This is a genomic window from Hymenobacter sp. B81 (assembly GCF_044628455.1).
GTDB lineage: Bacteria > Bacteroidota > Bacteroidia > Cytophagales > Hymenobacteraceae > Solirubrum.
This window is the reverse complement of the sequence record NZ_JBIYZW010000003.1, coordinates 684504-701730: the sequence shown is the minus strand read 5'-3', so window position 1 is coordinate 701730 and position 17227 is coordinate 684504. Positions and strand designations below refer to the sequence as shown.

Here is a 17227-nt window from a genome sequence, read left to right as displayed (position 1 = left end):
CATGACCACCCCCGCCCTGCCCTACCTCGTCATCGACTTCGACAGCACCTTTACCCAGGTAGAAGGGCTCGACGAGCTGGCCGCCATTGCCCTGCGCGGCCACCCCGAGCGGGCGCGCATCGTGGCCGAAATCAAGGCCCTCACCGACGGGGGCATGGACGGCTCGGTGTCGTTCAGCGAGTCGCTGCGGCGGCGGGTGGCTTTGCTGCCGGCCCGGCGCGAACACCTGCAGGAGCTGGTCGAGCACCTGCACACCCGCGTGTCGGAGAGCATCCGCCGCAACCAGGCCTTCTTTCAGGAGCACGCCCCGGGCCGGGTGTACATCGTCAGCAGCGGGTTTCGCGAGTTCATCGAGCCGGTGGTGGCCGAGTTCGGCATTCCGCCCGAGCAGGTGCTGGCCAACACCTTCCGCTTCGATGCGGCCGGCAACATCATCGGCTTCGACGAGCAGAACCCCCTGAGCCGCGACGGCGGCAAAATCGAGCAGCTGCGCCGCCTGGGCCTGGAAGGCGCCGCGGTGTACGTGCTCGGCGACGGCATCACCGACTACCAGATCCGCGAGGCCGGGCTGGCCGACCGCTTTTACGCCTTCACCGAAAACGTGAGCCGCGAGGCCGTGGTGGACCGCGCCGACGAGGTGGCGCCCACCTTCGACGAATTTCTCTACCAGAACAAGCTGCCGATGACGTTGAGCTACCCCAAAAACCGCATCCGGGTGCTGCTGCTCGAAAACCCCGACGCCCGCGCCGCCGAGCTGTTCCGCGCCGAGGGCTACCAGGTGGAAACCATTCCCGGCGGCCTCGACGAAGACGAGCTGGTGCAGCGCATCGAGGGCGTGAGCATCCTGGGCATCCGCTCCAAAACCCAGGTAACGCCGCGGGTGCTGGAGGCCGCCAACCGCCTCATTGCCGTGGGCGCCTTCTGCATCGGCACCAACCAGATTGACCTAGTGGGCTGCCTGCACCGGGGCGTGGCCGTGTTCAACGCCCCCTTCAGCAACACCCGCTCGGTGGTGGAGCTGGCCCTGGGCGAAATCATCAGCCTGGCCCGGCGCCTGCCCGAAAAATCGGCGCAGATGCACCGGGGCGAGTGGGACAAGTCGGCGCGCGGGGCGTTTGAAATCCGCGGCAAGAAGCTGGGCATCGTGGGCTACGGCAACATCGGCGCGCAGCTCTCGGTGGTGGCCGAGGCCGTGGGCCTGCAGGTGCTGTACTACGACATCGAGGAAAAGCTGCAGCTGGGCAACGCCCGCAAGCTGCGCAGCCTCGACGAGCTGCTGCAGGAGGCCGACATCGTGAGCCTGCACGTGGACGGCCGCCCCGAAAACCGGAACCTGATCGGGGCCCGCGAGCTGGCCTTGATGAAGCCCGGCGCGCTGCTGCTCAACAACGCCCGCGGCCACGTGGTGGACGTGGCCGCGCTGGCCGCCGCCCTGCGCGCGGGCCACTTGGGCGGCGCGGCCGTGGATGTGTTCCCTCACGAGCCCAAAACCAACGACGAAGGCTTCGAGAGCGAGCTGCGCGGCCTGCCCAACGTGCTGCTCACGCCCCACATCGGTGGCAGCACGGCCGAGGCCCAGCGCAACATCGCCGAGTTCGTGCCCGAGCGCATCATCGGCTACATCAACTCGGGCAACACCCAGCAGAGCGTGAATCTGCCCAACATTCAGCTGCCGGCCCAGCAGCAGGCCCACCGCCTGATGCACATTCACCAGAACGTGCCCGGGGTGCTGGCCCGCATCAACCACGTGCTGGCCGCCCACCAGGTCAACATCCTGGGCCAGTACCTGAAAACCAACGAGCACATCGGCTACGTGATTACCGACGTGAACCGCGAGTACGACCAGGAAGTCATCCAGGCCCTGCGCGAGGTGGAGCACACCATCAAGTTCCGGGTGCTTTATTAGGCCGGACAATGCAAAAAGGCTGTTGGTTGATACTCGCGGTGGTTGTTGGCGCGGCCCTAACGCTGAAGTAGATACAAGCGCAGTGGCTGCGGTTGAGCTGCCCCAGGTGGTGCTCGAACCGGAACTACAGCGCATTATCCGCTCGTACCATCAACAGGAGCCGGAGCGCAGCATCTGCTACCTCAGCATCGACCGCAATACCCGCGACACGATGGAATTGACCATTTGCGCGGGAACTACGCTACGGGCCGTGGATGAATATCTACCCAGCCACTATGCCTGGATTGGCCGGCAACTGGTATTGGTTTCGAGTGGGGTCGAGCGGATGGGGACGGTTGACACAACCCAGCTGAGCCGATTCCGGGCTGTGGCCAGTTTGTACCTGTACGGCCGGCGCCGGCACCAGGCGCTTGACGATGAAATCAACTATAACCCACCGATCTGGCAGCTGCGGAAAACAGGTAATACTGGCCGCTACGCCATTTTTAAGGGTGCATTGAAGTGGAATACCCGACACTTACAGTCAATTCCGCCAGCCCCACCGCGTCTGTAACAGCTGGCGAGGTAGCATTGCCGCGTAAGCGCAGCGACTCACCCCGCCAATAGGATAAATCACCACCTTGTTGCATTTATCCCTGCCAACCTTTCTAGATCCGACCTTGTCAACGATTTTCCCGACCTCGTCAACGACATTCCCCACCTCGCCAACAATATTCCCGACCTCGTCAGCGACATTCCCGACCTTGTCAACGATTATTACGACCTCGACAACGATTTTCCCGACCCCGTCAACGACGAACCCCACCTTGTCAACGACGAACCCGACCTCGCCAACAATCTACCCCACCTCGTCAGCAACAAACGCCACCGCGTCAAACGCAAACCCGCTGTTGCCGGGCCAGCTTCACCGGGGCCGATAAGCCCGACCACCCGCAACAGCCGGTTTGCCGCCCCGGCCTCACATCATCATGCGGCGGCAGCGGGTGCAGCCCGGGGCCACCCGGGCGGTACTTTTGCGGTAGCTGCGGACCTCGCTCCTTCCCCCTTTCCCGGCCCGCCTCTCCGCCCATGAAATCCTTGCTATTGCTGGCCCTGCTCGGGCTGGTCGGGGCCGCGCAGGCCCAAACCGATTCTACTTCCGCGCCCGCCCGCCGCGGCCTGGTGCTGAAAACTTCGCCCATCGATCTGCTCATTCCCCACAAAACCACCCTCTGGCTGAGCGCCGAAAAGCAGGTCGCGCCCCGGCTGGGCTGGCAGCTCGATTTGGGCTACGTGCTGCGCGATGATGCGCTGATTGACCTCTCCGACGTCGTCAACAAGGAGTTCCAAAGCACCGACCGCGGGGCCCTGAACGTGAACCTGAAAACTGAGTTGCGCCGCTACCTCTCGCGCCGCCAGCCGGCCCTGCGCGGCTTCTACGCCGCCGGCCAGCTGTTCTACAAGCAGGTACACTTCAACAGCAACGAGGCCCCAGCCTACGACTGGTACGAGCAGGTCGACATCCTGGGCGTGTCGTCGTACTGGACGCCGGCCCGGCGCGGGCCCGAGTCGAACTACCAGATCAAGCTGCAGGAAAAAGGTTTGCACCTGAAGATGGGCTACCAGCACATCGGCCGCCGCGGCTTCACCGTCGACTCGTTTCTGGGCCTGGGCCTGCGCCACGTGCGCGAGTCGCAGAGCCTGGGCCAGCCCCACCCCGAAGACAGCTTCAGCGGTAAGGGCGGCGTGATTCCCTCCCTGGCCCTAGGCTTCAAGCTGGGCTACGCCTTCCGCTAGGCCACCCGCCGCCCTGGCCCAACGCGTCGCCGAAGCAGCAGACCAGCCGACTAGCCGATAGTAAAAACGCCACCGGCGGCTCCTGCAGGAGCCGCCGGTGGCGTTTTCGGTTACCCGATGCTTTATTCTCCGCTGGTCGAGCCCACCGCGGGCGAGGCCGCCGGAGTTTCGGGCGCGTCGGGAGTGTGCTGGCGAATCATCAACGACTGCTTGGTGGTGCTGGTGCCCACCGTCAGGTGCAGGTAGTAGTCGCCGGGGGGCAGGCTGGTGAGTTCCAGGGTCTGGTGGTGCGCCCCGGCCGGCCGCCGGCGGTAGTCCGACATGCGCACGGCCGCGCCGCGCTGGTTGTACACCACCCACCCCACCGGCGTGGGCTCGGGCAGCGAGTAAGCCAGCTGCACCACGCCATTGCTGGGGTTGGGGTACAAACTCATCTGGTTGGCGCCCACTCCCGGGCGGTTGAGCGTGGCGGCAATGGCCGGCGCGCTTTCCTCGGCCGTCACGGGCTGCAGTTTCCACTGCTGGTTTTCGCGGCCGCTGTAGCGCCACTGCTGCAGGCCGCCTTCCACCGAGTCCTTGGCCGTGAGGGCCTTGTTGCTGTGCTTGGCCAGCAGCTTGTAGTACCCGTGCTCGGTGGGCTCGATGCGCCAGAGCTGGTTGTTGCCGCTGTAGTAGGTCCACAAGCTCAGGTCGGCGCCGTTCGAGGTGGAGCTGCCCAGTACTTCCAGCACCTTGTTGTTGCCCGGCACGGCCAGGCGGTAGTAACCGTTGCCCAGGCTTTCAATGCGCCAGCGCGGAGCGTCGTTGGCGGCGGCCGGCGCAGCGGCGCCGGTGCTGCCCACGGCGGCGGCCTGGTAGGCGCGGCTGTTGGGCCGGGCCGGGTCGACCACTTCCAGGGGCTTGCCGGTGGTGCGCGAGGTGAGCACGTAAACCCCGGCGGCCAATTCGACGGGGGCCTCCTCGGTTTTGGCGGGCTTGGCGGGTTTGGCCTTGGGTTCGGCGGGCTTGGGCGCGGGCGCTTTGGCTACGGCCTTGGCCGGAGCAGGCTTCGCCGCGGGTTTTTCAGCGGGCTTGGGCGCGGGCTTGGCGGCGGGTTTGGCCGCTACCGGCGCGGCGGGCTTGGGCGTGGGCTTCGCGACGGCGGCTACAGGGCCACCGCCGGCACCGGCCGGGTCGGGAGTGGTGGGTGAGCCCAGCGGGTACAGAAAGTTGGCGGCAATGGGCTGCGCGGCCTGGCCGGGCGGCACCCACATCAATTGCAGCTGGGCTTCGCCCTCCGAGTCGGTGTATTCGATGCGGATGGTGGTTTTCTCGCCCGCGGCCAAACTCACCGAGCTGCCGCCCATGAACTTGGCGCCGGCCCAGGTATCGAGTACCTTCTTGCCGTTGATCCACAGCCGCACCTCGTCGCCCGACTGGGCAATAAAGCGGTAGTTGCCGGTGCTGGGCGCGGCCAGCAGCCCTTCCCAGCGTACCGAGAAGTTGTCGGTGGGCAGCTCGGGAGCCGGGGCGCCCTTGCCCCAGTCGAAGTCGATGGTGGCGTCGAGGCGCTTGAGCACCGGGGCACCGGCCAGGGTGCCGTTGCTGAAGTAGCTGCCAGTGAGGCCCGTGCCCGCGCTCTGCAGCGGCAGAGCCAAGGGGGCGGGCGCCGTAGCCGGTGCCAGCGGGGGAAGGACAAGCGGGGCCGCTTCGGCCGCCTTGACACCGCCGGCGCTGAGGCCGGCAACCAACGAGCAGAGTAGAAGACTACGCACAGGATGAAATTTCGGGGTGATGCACCAATCGGCGGGTTGAATTTACACCTTATCAGCCAGCCACGCCAGCCCGGCCGGCTGGCCGGCAGCCATTTACCGGCCCCGTCCCATTTTTAGTTGCCATTCTACTCCGGCCACCGCCCAGTTGGGCTTGTGCGCGGCGCGGCGTATTATTGAGCGTTCATAGCCCGGCCCGGCCGCTGCCCTACTCTATCCGATGACCTCCTATACTCCCGGGCTACACGTGCTGGCCACCTTCACGGCCCCGGCCGGCCCGCTTATCGATGCGGAGGCCTGCCGGGCGTTCTTCGACGCGCAGATTCGGGCGCGGGGGCTGGTGAAGGTGGGCGAGGCCTACCACAGCTTCGCCGGCGGGGGCTTTACGGCCGTGGTGGCCCTCACCGAGTCTCACCTGAGCATTCACACCTGGCCCGAGTTCGGCCTGGCGACCTTCGACGTGTTTCTCTCCAACTTTCAGCGCGACAACTCGGCCACCGTGCAGGCGCTGTACGCGGCTACGCTGGCGTTTTTCGAAGCCACCGAGCAAAGCAAAACCGAGCTGCGCCGATGAGTGAACCGGCGGCTCCTTCCTTCGTTTCGGCGCAGCTTACCTGCCCCAAGTGCCACGCCGATCTGACTTACTACGACCCCGAGCACAGCATTTTCTTTGCCTGCCCGAAGTGTCGCAGCCTGGTGCACGGCCGTGACGGCAAGAACCCGAAGGTGCTGCACCACTTCAGCAACGAGTCGGTGCCGCAGGTGCTGCCGCTGGGCGCCACCGGCCAGCTGCCCGACGGCCTGACCTACCGCGTGCTGGGCTATACGGCCCGCCACGAGGCCAAGTCGGCGGCCTACCGCTGGGGCGAGTACGTGCTCTTCAGCCCACCCAACCACTACGCCCAGCTGGCCGTGTTCGAGGGCCACTGGACGTTCATCAAGCCCGCCAACCGCGAGTTTCGCATTCACCAGCCCCAGACCTACGACGCGCACATCACGGAGGACGGCCGGCGCTACGACATCTACAACCGCTACTCGCCGCGGGTACCCTTCGCCGTGGGCGAGTTCGACTGGGACGTGACCACCGACGAGAAGCTGAAGGTGGCCGAGTTCATTGCCCCGCCCTACATGCTGGTGCAGGAACGAGGCGCCAGCAGCGTCGACTGGTACTGCGCCGAGCACATGGAGCGCGAGCAGGTGGCCGTCGCCTTCGGCCTCGACGCCGCGCAGCTGCCCCCGCGCCAGGGCGTGGGCGCGCTGCAGCCGCCCCCAGCCGAGGCGTATTGGCGGACGCTGCTGGGGTTTGCGCTGGTAGTGGCTTTTGCCGCCATCGTGGCCCAGCTGACGCTGCTGCAGGCCCGCCCCTTCCGCGAGCTGCTGCACGCCACCTACTTCACCCAGCCCGACACGGCGCGGGCCGCCCCGGCCGGCCAGCTGGCGCCCATCATCACGCCCGCCTTCGAAGTGCACGGCCCCACGGCCCTGGAAGTGGAGGTAGACGTGAGCGTGAACAACCAGTGGCTGGAGCTGCCCGTGACGCTGGTCAACGAGTCGAGCGGCCAGTACTTTGAGTTCACCAAGAACATCGAGTACTACCACGGCTACGAGGGCGGCGAAAACTGGAGCGAGGGCAGCACCCGCGGCAGCGCCGTGCTGGCCCGCGTGCCCGCGGGCCGCTACCACCTCAACCTCTACCCCGTTTCCGAGACCGTGCAGCCGCTCACCCTGCAATTGCGGGTAGTCGAAAACACGGCCCTGCCCTCGAACCTGATCTTGCTGCTGCTGCTGGTGTTTGCCTACCCCGTGGGCCTGTACGCCTGGCGGCGCTACCACGAGCAGCAGCGCTGGGCCAACAGCGACTACGGCCCCAGCTAAGCCCGCCGTCCGCGCTTGCCGTTTCCGCCCCGTTTCACTTTCACTTCGGCTTTTACCATGCTACGCAACCTGCTCAAGTTTCCCATTTACGCCGCCCTCATGCTGCTGGCCCTGGGTGGCTTTGTGTGGGCCGGCCTGCACGGCACCCGCCTGCTGGGCGACGACAACGAAAGCACCGAAAACCTCAACGGCACCGGCGGGGGCCGCTCCGGCAGCTCCGGCGCCCGTTTCCTGCACAAATAATCCCGCGCGCCGCGCCGGGGCAAAACCGGCACCATTCGCCGCCCCGCCGCCGGTTCCTCTTCCTCTCCATCTCACCCTGTCACCGCATGGAATACCTGAACGCCAAGCTGATTGCGGCTTCCCTGATTTACTCGCTGCTGGGCATATTCATTTTGTTTATCTGCTTTTTCGTGTTCGACAAGCTGGCCCCGCGCACGCTGCGCCGCGAAATTCTGGAAGAGCACAACACGGCCTTCGCCATCATTGCCGGGGCCTTCGTGCTGGCCGTGGCCCTGATCATCAGCTCGGCCATTCATGGCTAACGACCCCGTGCTGACGCCGCCCCGCCCAGCCGAAGGCACCCGCCCCGCGCCCGACCTGCTGCCGGCGCTGCTGCTGGGCTCGGTGTTCGTCATTGCCACCTGCGGGCTGATTTACGAGCTGATTGCGGGCACGCTGGCGTCCTACCTGCTCGGCGACTCGGTGATGCAGTTCTCCACCATCATCGGGGCCTATCTGTTCTCGATGGGCATCGGCTCGTGGCTGTCGCGCTTTCTGGACGCGCCCCTGCTCAAGTGGTTTATCCGCCTCGAAATCCTGGTGGGCATCGTGGGCGGACTGTCGGCCCCGCTGCTGTTCGTGCTCTTCGAGTATGTGACCTCGTTCCGGCTGATTCTCTACGCGCTGGTGGGCCTCACCGGCATCCTGGTCGGGTTGGAAATTCCGCTGCTGATGCGGATTCTGGAAAACCGCTACGCCTTCAAGGACCTGGTGTCGAAGGTGTTTACCTTCGACTACATCGGCGCGCTGCTGGCCTCGCTCATTTTCCCGCTGGTGCTGGTGCCGCAGCTCGGGCTGATTCGCACTGCCCTATTTTTCGGGGCGCTGAACGTGGCCGTGGCGGGCGTGGTGCTCCACCGCTTCCGCGAAACCCAGCCCTACCGCCGCCGCTTCACCGGCGTCATCGTGGCCACGCTGCTGGTGCTGGCCGTGGGCTTCGCCTTCGCCGAGCGCATTCAGACCTACACCGAGACCCTGGCGTTTCAGGACCAGGTCATCTACAGCAAAAGCACGCCCTACCAGCGCATCGTGCTCACCAAGAACAACCGCGAGCTGCGCCTCTTCCTCAACGGCAACCTGCAGTTCAGCTCCCAGGACGAGTACCGCTACCACGAGGCGCTGGTGCACCCGGCCATGCAGGCCCTGCCCCGCGCCCGCCGCGCCCTGGTGCTGGGCGGCGGCGACGGCCTGGCCGTGCGCGAGCTGCTGAAGTACCCCCAGCTCCGGCAGGTGCGCCTCGTCGACCTCGACCCGGGCATGACGCGCCTGTTCCAGCAAAACGAGTTGCTGCTGGCCCTCAACCAGCGTGCCCTGCTCGACGCCCGGGTGCAGGTCGTCAACGGCGACGCCTACCACTGGGTGCGCCGCGACACCACCCGCTACGACCTGCTGGTGGTGGACTTCCCCGACCCCTCCAACTACTCCATCGGCAAGCTTTACACCACCGCTTTCTACCGCGAGCTGGACAAGCTGCTGGCCCCCGGCGGGCTGCTGGTGGTGCAAAGCACTTCGCCCTACGTGGCGCGCCGCTCGTTCTGGTGCATCAACCACACCCTGCAGGCCGCGGGCTTCCACACCATTCCCTACCACCTCTACGTGCCCTCGTTTGGCGAGTGGGGCTACGTGCTGGCCGGCCGCAACGGTCACTGGCGCGGCGACGGGCCGCTGCCCGCGGGTTTGCGCTACGTCACGCCCCAGGTTATCCGCCAGATGCTGGTGTTTCCGCCCGACATGAGCGAGCTGCCCACCGAAGTCAACCAGCTCAACAACCAAGCCCTGGTGCACTACTTCGAGGACGACTGGGGCCCCTACACGCACTAAGCAGCCCGCTGCTACTGGCTCCTACCTGCCCATGAACCCTCCTTCTCCCGGTTTGCCGCCTGCGGTGCCGCTCGCCGCCGAAAGCGGGCTGGCCGGGGCGCTTTCGCGCCGCCGCTTCCTGCGGAATACTGCCCTGGGCGCGGCCGGCCTGCTGCTGAGTCCGGCCGCGCTGGAGTCGTGCGCGCCGGGCACCGCGGGGGCAAGCATCCCGGGGCAACTGCGCGGCGCGGGCCACGCCACCGGCCATCTGCTGCGCCACCCCGGCCGACTGCCCGCCCCCAGCCGCACGGTGCGCACCGAGGTGCTGATTGTGGGCGGCGGCGTGAGCGGCCTCTCGGCCCGGCGCTGGCTGCACCGCCACGGCCAGCACCAGGTGCTGCTGGTAGAGCTGGAGGAAACGCTGGGCGGCAACGCCGCGGCGGGGCGCAACGAGGTGTCGGCCTACCCCTGGGGGGCGCACTACCTGCCCATTCCCGACGTGCGCAACCGCGAGCTGCTCGACTTCCTGGCCGAAGCGGGCGTCATCACCGGCTTCAGCCCGGCCGGCCTGCCCGTGTACAACGAGTACTACCTCTGCCACGACCCCGAGGAGCGCCTGCACATTCACGGCCATTGGCAGCAGGGCCTGGTGCCCACGCTGGGCGTGCCCCCGGCCGATCAGCAGCAGATTGCCCGCTTCCTCGCCCTGGCCGAAACCATGCGCCACGCCCGGGGCACCGATGGCCGCGACGCCTTCGCCATTCCGCTCGACCACTCGTCGGCCGACCCTGCGTTTCGCCGGCTCGACGCGCTGAGCTTCGCCGACTACCTTGCCGGGGAAGGCTTCACCTCCCCCTACCTGCGCTGGTACCTCGACTACTGCTGCCGCGACGACTACGGCGCCCCCGCCGGGCGCGTGTCGGCCTGGGCCGGGCTGCACTACTTTGCCGGCCGCAAGGGCCGCGCCCACAACGCCCAGGCCGCCGACGTGCTGACCTGGCCCGAGGGCAACCACTTTCTGACCCAGCACCTGCGCCAGGCGGCCCCGGACGGCATCTGGCCCCATACCCTGGCCTACGCCCTGCGCGAAACCGCCGCGGGCGTGGAGGTGCTGACTTACGATGCCCGGACGCAGCAGACCACCCGCGTGCTCGCGCGCCAGGTGCTGCTGGCCACGCCGCACTTCGTTACCCGCCGCCTGCTGGCCGCCGCCCTGCCCGAGTTGCCCGCGCTTCAGCCCTACCAGGCCCCCTGGCTGATTGCCAACCTTACGGTAGCCGGCCTGCCCCAGGGCCCGGGCATGCCCCTGTGCTGGGACAACGTGCAGTTTGGCAGCGCCTCGCTGGGCTACATCAACGCCAACCACCAGCAGGTGGAGCAGCAGCCCGGCGCCAAGGTTATCACCCTGTACTGGCCGCTCTCGGAGCAAGAGCCCGACCAGGCCCGGCGCCAGGCCTACGAAACACCCTACGAAACCTGGCTGGCGCGCATTCTGGCCGAGCTGGAAAAGGCCCACCCCGGCGTAGCGCCCCACGTGCAGCGGGCCGAGCTCTGGGTGTGGGGCCACGGCATGGTGGCACCCACGCCCGGCTACCTCTGGCACCCGGCCCGCGCCGCTGCGGCCCGCCCGCGCAACGGCCGCCTGTTCTTTGCCCACACCGACCTGAGCGGGGTATCTATTTTCGAAGAAGGATTCTACCAGGGCATTCGCGCCGCCGAGGAAATCCTGCACGCCTCCCGCGCATGAGCCAGCCCTGGATTCGCTCGGCCCGCTACGACGGCCTGTTTATTCTGGCCCCGCCCTTCGTGGCACTGGCGGTGGTAGGACTGCTGCCCCCGGCCTACCGGGCCACGGCCCAGATGCCGCTGCTGGCCTGGGTAGCCCTGGTCGTGCTCATCGACGTCGCCCACGTGTACAGCACGCTGTTTCGCACCTACCTCGACCCGCTGCGGCGGCGCCAGCGCTGGCTGCTGTTCTGGTTGGTGCCGGCCGGCTGCTACGGCGTGGGCGTGGCTTTGTACCTGGGGGGCGGCGCGCTGCTGTTCTGGCGGGTGCTGGCCTACCTGGCCGTGTTTCACTTCATTCGGCAGCAGTACGGCTTCCTGCGCCTCTACGCCCGCCACGAGCCGCGCGGGCGCGGGCAGTGGCTCGACACGGTGGTCATCTACTACGCCACCATCTACCCGCTGCTGTACTGGCACTTCTCGCCCCCGCGCAACTTCAACTGGTTTATCGAGGGCGACTTCGTGCAGCACGACTGGGCCGCGGGGCGCTACCTGGCCACGGGCCTGTACGCGGCCGTGCTGCTATTGTACGCGGGTAAGGAGGCGCGGCAGTGGTGGCGCACACGCGCTTTCAACTGGCCGCGCAACCTGCTGGTGGCCGGTACGCTGGTTTCCTGGTTTTTCGGCATCGTGTACTTCAACGGCGATTTGGCCTTCACCCTGCTCAACGTGATGTCGCACGGCATACCTTACCTGGCCCTGGTGTGGAGCAGCGGCCCGCAGCACCAGCCCAATGGCCGGCTGGCGCGGCGCGGGGCCTGGCGAGGCCGCTACGGCCTGCTGGTGTTTCTGGGACTGGTAGCGGTGCTGGCCTACGTGGAGGAAGGCTTCTGGGACGGACTGGTGTGGCGCGAGCACGCGGCCGCGTTCGGCGCGTTTCAGCACCTGCCCCGCGTGGCCGACGCCACCTGGCTGGCTGTGCTGGTGCCGCTGCTGGCTTTGCCCCAGGCCACGCACTACGTGCTCGACGGCTTTATCTGGCGCCGCCGCAAACCAAACTGAACGCCTGGCTCCGGTCTGCCGCAACGGAACCCATCCGCCCCGAAAAACAACAGGCCCCGGTCAGTCACGACCGGGGCCTGTCAGTTCTGGCCAGCGGGCAGTTAGGCCGCGTCGTCTTCGGCGTAGGCGCCGCTGCTGCCGGCCACGATGTTTTTCTCCACGATTTCACGGGCCAGGTTCAGGTAGCTGATCGAGCCCTTGCTCTCGGCGTCGTGCAGGATGACGGGAATGCCGAAGCTGGGCGACTCGCTCAGCTTCACATTGCGCGGGATGATGGTGTCGAACACCAGCTGCTGGAAGTGGGTTTTCACTTCCTCCACCACCTGGTTGGAGAGGCGCAGGCGCACGTCGTACATGGTCAGCAGAATGCCTTCGATGTCGAGCTGGGTGTTGAGGCGGCTCTGGATGATCTTGATGGTGTTGAGCAGCTTGCCCAGGCCTTCGAGGGCAAAGTACTCGCACTGCACCGGAATGATGACCGAATTGGCCGCCGTGAGGGCATTGACGGTAATCAACCCCAGCGAAGGCGAGCAGTCGATGATGATGAAGTCGTAGTGCTCGGCAATGGGCGCCAGCGCCAGCTTCATCTTTTCCTCGCGGTTGGGCAGGTTGATCATTTCCACCTCGGCCCCCACCAGGTCGATGTGCGAGGGCATCAGGTCGAGGTGGGGCAGGATGTTGGTCTGCAGGATGATGTCCTGGGCGTTGATGCCGTCGACCATGCACTCGTAGATGCTGTGCTGGATGTCCTTGGGGTCGAAGCCCACGCCGGAGGTGGCATTGGCCTGCGGATCGGCATCTACCAGCAGGGTGCGGTATTCCAGCGCCGCCAACGAGGCCGCAAGGTTGATGGACGAGGTGGTTTTGCCCACGCCGCCTTTCTGGTTGGCTACCGCAATGATTTTACCCATTTCTCTCTAGTTGACAGGGGCCGGTTGTCAGTTGTCAGCCGTGGTCGAATACCCGAAATTAGGAAACTGACAACGGACAACTGCCAACGGGCAACTTACAGATTAATCGTTTGGCCGATTTTGAGCAGCACCAGCTCCTTGCCGGCGTGCATGGCCTGGTCCATGGCCTTCGCGTCGTCGAGGTCGATGGCCGGGAAGGTGTCGTAGTGCATGCCGATGATGCGGAAGCAGTTCAGCCAGTCGGCCGCCACCAGCGCGTCGGCCACGCCCATGGTGAAATGGTCGCCCACCGGCAGCAGGGCCACGTCCACGTCGTGCAGCTCGCCGATGAGCTTCATGTCGTAGCTCAGGGCCGTGTCGCCGGCAAAGTACAGGGTCTTGCCCTCCGACTCGATAACGAAACCGCCCGCCACGCCGCCGTACGAGCCGTCGGGCATCGAGCTGGAGTGGGCCGCCGGCACCATCTTCACCGTACCGAAGGGCAGCTTTACCTTGCCGCCCAGGTTCATCTTCAGCTCGGCTTTCAGGCCCTTGGCCTCGAACCAGCTCAGCACCTCAAACATGCCGATGAGCCCGGCGCCGGTGCGCCGGCCGATTTCCTCGGCGTCGGCTACGTGGTCGGCGTGGCCGTGGCTGAGCAGGATGTAGTCGGCCTCGATGGCGTCCACGTCCACATCCTTGGCCAGCGGGTTGGGCCGGATGAAGGGGTCGAAGAGCAGGCGGCTGCCGCCGGTTTCGAGCAGGAAGCAGGAATGGCCGTAGTAGGTGAGTTTCATGCGCGGGGCAAAGCAGGTAAACGGGCCGGGAAAGGCCAGCGAATTTAGCCGTACTTTGCTACAAATATACACCTCTTTTGCCTTCCGCATGCCCCGCTTTTGGGCCTCTTCCGGGCCGTTTCAGGGTTTTTTGCTGCCCCTGCCACCCCGTTTGACTTCCTGCCCGCACCCGCCCCGCCCCCGCCTGGCTACCGCCCTGAAACCGTGGCTGCTGGGCTTGGCGCTACCCCTGCTGGCGGCCTGCGGCGACGCCCGGCCCGAAGCCGACGAGCGGCGCGTATTTCGCTACAACCAGCCCGAGGCCCTGACCTCGCTCGACCCCGCTTTTGCCCGCAGCCAGGCCAACATCTGGGCCGTCACGCAGCTCTACAACGGCCTGATCGAGCTCGACGACTCGCTGCGCCCGGCCCCGGCCCTGGCCCGTCGCTACGACATTTCGCCCGACGGCCGGCGCTACACCTTTGTGCTGCGCCCCGGCGTGCGCTTCCACGACTCGGAGGTGTTTGCCGGCGGCCGCGGCCGCGAGGTGCGGGCCTCGGACGTGGTGTACTCCTTCCGTCGCCTGCTCGACAAGCCCACGGCCAGCCCCGGTGGCTGGATTTTTCGCGGCAAGGTGCTCGAAAAGCCCGACGGTGAGCCGTCCGACACCGCCTTCGTGGCCCCGAACGACTCCACGGTGCGCATTTACCTGAAGGAGCCGTTCATTCCTTTTCTGGGCATTCTGACCATGCCCTACGCCTACGTGGTGCCGCGCGAGGCCGTGCAGCGCTACGGCAAGGACTTCCGCGAGCATCCGGTGGGCACCGGCCCGTTCGTGTTTCGGCGCTGGGACGAGGGCTCGGCCATCGTGTACCACCGCAACCCCAATTACTGGCGCCGCGACGCCCAGGGCCGGCCGCTGCCCTACCTCGACGCGGTGCTCATCAGCTTTATTGCCGACCGCAAAACCGAGTTTTTGACCTTCATGCAGGGCAAGCTCGACTTTCTGTCGGGCGTGCGCGAAGGCTCCCGCGACCTGATCATGAACCCCGATGGCTCGGTGCGCGAGGACTTCGCCGGCAAGTTCCGTCTGCAGAAGGTGCCCTACCTCAACACCGAATACCTGGGCTTTCAGCTCGACCCCACCAACCTGCGCGGCCCCGCCGACCAGCCCGCCCTGCGCGACCGGAGGGTGCGGCAGGCGCTGAGCTACGCCATCAACCGGCCCGAGCTGCTGGCGTACTTTATCAACAACGTGGGGCGGCCGGGCCACTCGGGCTTCGTGCCTTCGTCCTTGCCCTCGTTCAGCGAGCAGGCCGTGCCGGGCTACACCTACCAGCCCGCCAAGGCCCGCGAGCTGCTGCGGGCCGCCGGCTACGGCCCCGGCGGCCGGCCACTGCGCCTGCGGCTGAGCACCGTGGCCGAGCGCAAGGAAATCTGCGAGTACCTGCAGAAGAAGTGGGCCGAGGTGGGCGTGCAGGTCGCCATCGACGTGAACCAGGCCGCCGCGCACCAGGAGCTGGTCGACAACGGCCGGGCGGCGTTCTTTACCAAAAGCTGGCTGGGCGACTACCCCGACGCCGAAAACTACCTGGCTCTGTTCTACGGCCCCAACTTCAGCCCCGCCGGCCCCAACAAAACCCACTTTCGCAGCTTGGCCTACGACCGCCTCTACGAGCAGGCCAAGCTCGAGCGCGACGACCAGCGCCGCTGGCAGCTCTACCAGGCCATGGACCGCCTCATGATGCAGGAAGCGCCGGTCGTTGCGCTCTACTACGACGAGGTGGTGCGCCTGACCCAGAACAACGTGCGCGGCCTCAACCCCAACCCCATGAACCAGCTGGTGCTCGAGCGTGTGCGCAAGGATTGAGCCTTGGCGAAATGCCTGCCCCGCGCCACAGGCACGAAAAAGCCCCGCCAGCTGCTGCCGGCGGGGCTTTTTCGTGAGAAGTCGGCAAGAAAGTTAGCGCAGCACAGCGGTGTTTATCTCGTTGTCGACGAACGTGAGCAAACTCATCAGCGCGTCGGGGGCGCCCTGTTCTACCTGCACGGTTTTGCTGGGCAGGCCGGGCTGGGCAATGGTGAGGAAGGTCGAGGGCATGTCGGTGGCGCCGCTCAGGTACTGGTCCTGCAGCTTGCGGAAGCGCACTTCGTCGGCCTGGCGCAGAATTTCAGCCACGGTGCTGGCGGGCAGCGTCAGCTCCAGGGTGCCTTCCTTGGGCGCGTTGCGGTAGCCCACGTAGCGCACCCGGCCGTTGGCCCAGATCTGCGCCTCGAAGTGCGGACACGGGCCCAGGCAGGGCGTTTTCTTGAACACGATAACCGGGTTCTCGCCCGTGGGCTGCTCACCCTTGGTGGGCGCTTCGCCCACGGCCGCGCCGGTTTCGCGCACCGGCGGCCGGGTGCCGCCCGTTTCGCCGGCTTTGGTAGCGCCCGTTTCCCGCGGCTGGCTGCGGGTTGGCCCCTTGAAGCCGCCCGTCTCGTGCAATACCACGCCGCCGTTGCCCGGTTGCTCGGCCCCGCTGCTGGCTCCCGGCTGCGGGGTCGTGGGCTGCTCGGCGCTGGCCGGGGCCTCATTCAGGCTGCCCGTGGGCTGCACCGGCGGCTGCTTGATGGTGCCGGGGTTTTTCACGCTGCCGGGTTCCCGCGGATGGGTGCGCGTCGGGCCCTTGAAGCCGCCGGTTTCGTGCAGCACCACGCCCGGCTGGCTGCCGGGGTTGGCGGCGGGCTGGCCGGCCGTGGGCTGCTCGCCGCTGGCGGGAGCCTGGCCCACGGGAGCACCGTTCTCCCGTACGGGTGGGCGGGTGCCACCGGTTTGCCCCGCCTGCGCTGGCTGCTTGATGGCGCCCGGCTCGGCCGGCGTAGTCTTCACCGGGCCCTTGAAGCCGCCCGTCTCGTGCAGCACCACGCCGCTGGTGCCGGGCTGCTTCACTCCCCCGGTTTCGCGCACCGGCTGCTGGGTGAGGCCGCCGGTGGGCGGCTTGGGCTTGATGCCGCCGGTTTCGGTAACGGGAGTGGTTTTGATGGGTTCCTTGGTGGGCACGGGGGCTTTCACCGGCGGCTTCACCGTGCCGCCCGCTTCGGTTACCGGGGGCCGCGTGGGGCTGGGCGAAGTGCGAATGGGCGTCGACGACGGCGTGGCGGGCGTGGCCCGCACCGGGCCGGGCGTGTTGGGCGCCGGTGTGCCGTAGCCGGGCTGGGAGCCGCCGTTGTACACCCAGTCGTTGTCGTCGGCGCGGGTGGGGCGCGGACCGCGGGGCCGGGTGTTCTGCCCGTCGGTAACGTAGTAGTTGACGGTGCAGGCCGGCAGGGCCGCGCTGCCCAGCAGCAGCGCCAGGGCCAGGGATGGTAGAGGTAAACGCATAGCCGTGGGAGAGAGAAGGG

Annotated in this window: 15 protein-coding genes; 11 read left to right on the top strand and 4 right to left on the bottom strand. The window is 66.9% G+C overall.

The window, feature by feature from the left end:
- Position 1 precedes the first annotated feature (1 nt).
- The 3 genes from serA to ACE191_RS19775 all read left to right on the top strand — a co-directional run bounded on the left by serA (position 2) and on the right by ACE191_RS19775 (position 3682).
- Entirely contained in the window at positions 2–1906 is a 1905-nt protein-coding gene (serA, locus tag ACE191_RS19785) for a phosphoglycerate dehydrogenase (protein ID WP_400193974.1), read from the top strand.
- Between the two features lie 109 nt (positions 1907–2015).
- Positions 2016–2459: a hypothetical protein gene (locus tag ACE191_RS19780; RefSeq protein WP_400193973.1), complete on the top strand. Its 444-nt coding sequence runs from the start codon at positions 2016–2018 to the stop codon at positions 2457–2459.
- 515 nt (positions 2460–2974) lie between these two features.
- Positions 2975–3682, top strand: coding sequence for a hypothetical protein (locus tag ACE191_RS19775; protein WP_400193972.1), 708 nt, complete (start codon positions 2975–2977; stop codon positions 3680–3682).
- Between the two features lie 122 nt (positions 3683–3804).
- Here the strand turns inward: ACE191_RS19775 and ACE191_RS19770 are convergent, their stop codons facing one another.
- Positions 3805–5319 carry a PA14 domain-containing protein gene (locus ACE191_RS19770; RefSeq protein WP_400193971.1) on the bottom strand — a complete coding sequence of 505 codons (1515 nt, stop codon included), beginning with the start codon at positions 5317–5319 and terminating at the stop codon, positions 3805–3807.
- A gap of 334 nt (positions 5320–5653) precedes the next feature.
- Here ACE191_RS19770 and ACE191_RS19765 point away from each other — a divergent pair, with 334 nt between their 5' ends.
- From ACE191_RS19765 to ACE191_RS19735, 7 genes are all read left to right on the top strand, one after another.
- Positions 5654–6007, top strand: coding sequence for an S-adenosylmethionine decarboxylase family protein (locus ACE191_RS19765; protein ID WP_400193970.1), 354 nt, complete (start codon positions 5654–5656; stop codon positions 6005–6007).
- Entirely contained in the window at positions 6004–7308 is a 1305-nt protein-coding gene (locus ACE191_RS19760; protein ID WP_400193969.1) for a DUF4178 domain-containing protein, read from the top strand. The genes ACE191_RS19765 and ACE191_RS19760 overlap by 4 nt, the downstream gene beginning before the upstream one ends.
- 57 nt (positions 7309–7365) lie before the next feature.
- Positions 7366–7551, top strand: coding sequence for a hypothetical protein (locus tag ACE191_RS19755; protein WP_400193968.1), 186 nt, complete (start codon positions 7366–7368; stop codon positions 7549–7551).
- Between the two features lie 86 nt (positions 7552–7637).
- Positions 7638–7853, top strand: coding sequence for a DUF350 domain-containing protein (locus tag ACE191_RS19750; protein ID WP_400193967.1), 216 nt, complete (start codon positions 7638–7640; stop codon positions 7851–7853).
- Positions 7846–9411: a polyamine aminopropyltransferase gene (locus ACE191_RS19745; protein ID WP_400193966.1), complete on the top strand. Its 1566-nt coding sequence runs from the start codon at positions 7846–7848 to the stop codon at positions 9409–9411. The genes ACE191_RS19750 and ACE191_RS19745 overlap by 8 nt, the downstream gene beginning before the upstream one ends.
- A gap of 31 nt (positions 9412–9442) precedes the next feature.
- A complete protein-coding gene (locus tag ACE191_RS19740; RefSeq protein ID WP_400193965.1) occupies positions 9443–11137 on the top strand; it encodes an NAD(P)-binding protein in 1695 nt (564 codons plus the stop codon).
- Positions 11134–12177: a hypothetical protein gene (locus ACE191_RS19735; protein ID WP_400193964.1), complete on the top strand. Its 1044-nt coding sequence runs from the start codon at positions 11134–11136 to the stop codon at positions 12175–12177. Before ACE191_RS19740 ends, ACE191_RS19735 begins: the two co-directional genes overlap by 4 nt.
- 101 nt (positions 12178–12278) lie before the next feature.
- Here ACE191_RS19735 and ACE191_RS19730 read toward each other — a convergent pair whose 3' ends face one another.
- Positions 12279–13088 (bottom strand): ParA family protein, encoded by an 810-nt coding sequence (locus ACE191_RS19730; protein ID WP_400193963.1) that lies wholly within the window; start codon positions 13086–13088, stop codon positions 12279–12281.
- A gap of 95 nt (positions 13089–13183) precedes the next feature.
- Positions 13184–13864 (bottom strand): metal-dependent hydrolase, encoded by a 681-nt coding sequence (locus tag ACE191_RS19725; protein ID WP_400193962.1) that lies wholly within the window; start codon positions 13862–13864, stop codon positions 13184–13186.
- Positions 13865–13952: 88 nt separating this feature from the next.
- Between ACE191_RS19725 and ACE191_RS19720 the strand changes: the two genes are divergently transcribed.
- Positions 13953–15713: an ABC transporter substrate-binding protein gene (locus ACE191_RS19720; RefSeq protein WP_400193961.1), complete on the top strand. Its 1761-nt coding sequence runs from the start codon at positions 13953–13955 to the stop codon at positions 15711–15713.
- Positions 15714–15806: 93 nt separating this feature from the next.
- Here ACE191_RS19720 and ACE191_RS19715 read toward each other — a convergent pair whose 3' ends face one another.
- Positions 15807–17207 (bottom strand): DUF6438 domain-containing protein, encoded by a 1401-nt coding sequence (locus ACE191_RS19715; RefSeq protein WP_400193960.1) that lies wholly within the window; start codon positions 17205–17207, stop codon positions 15807–15809.
- Positions 17208–17227: the final 20 nt, after the last annotated feature.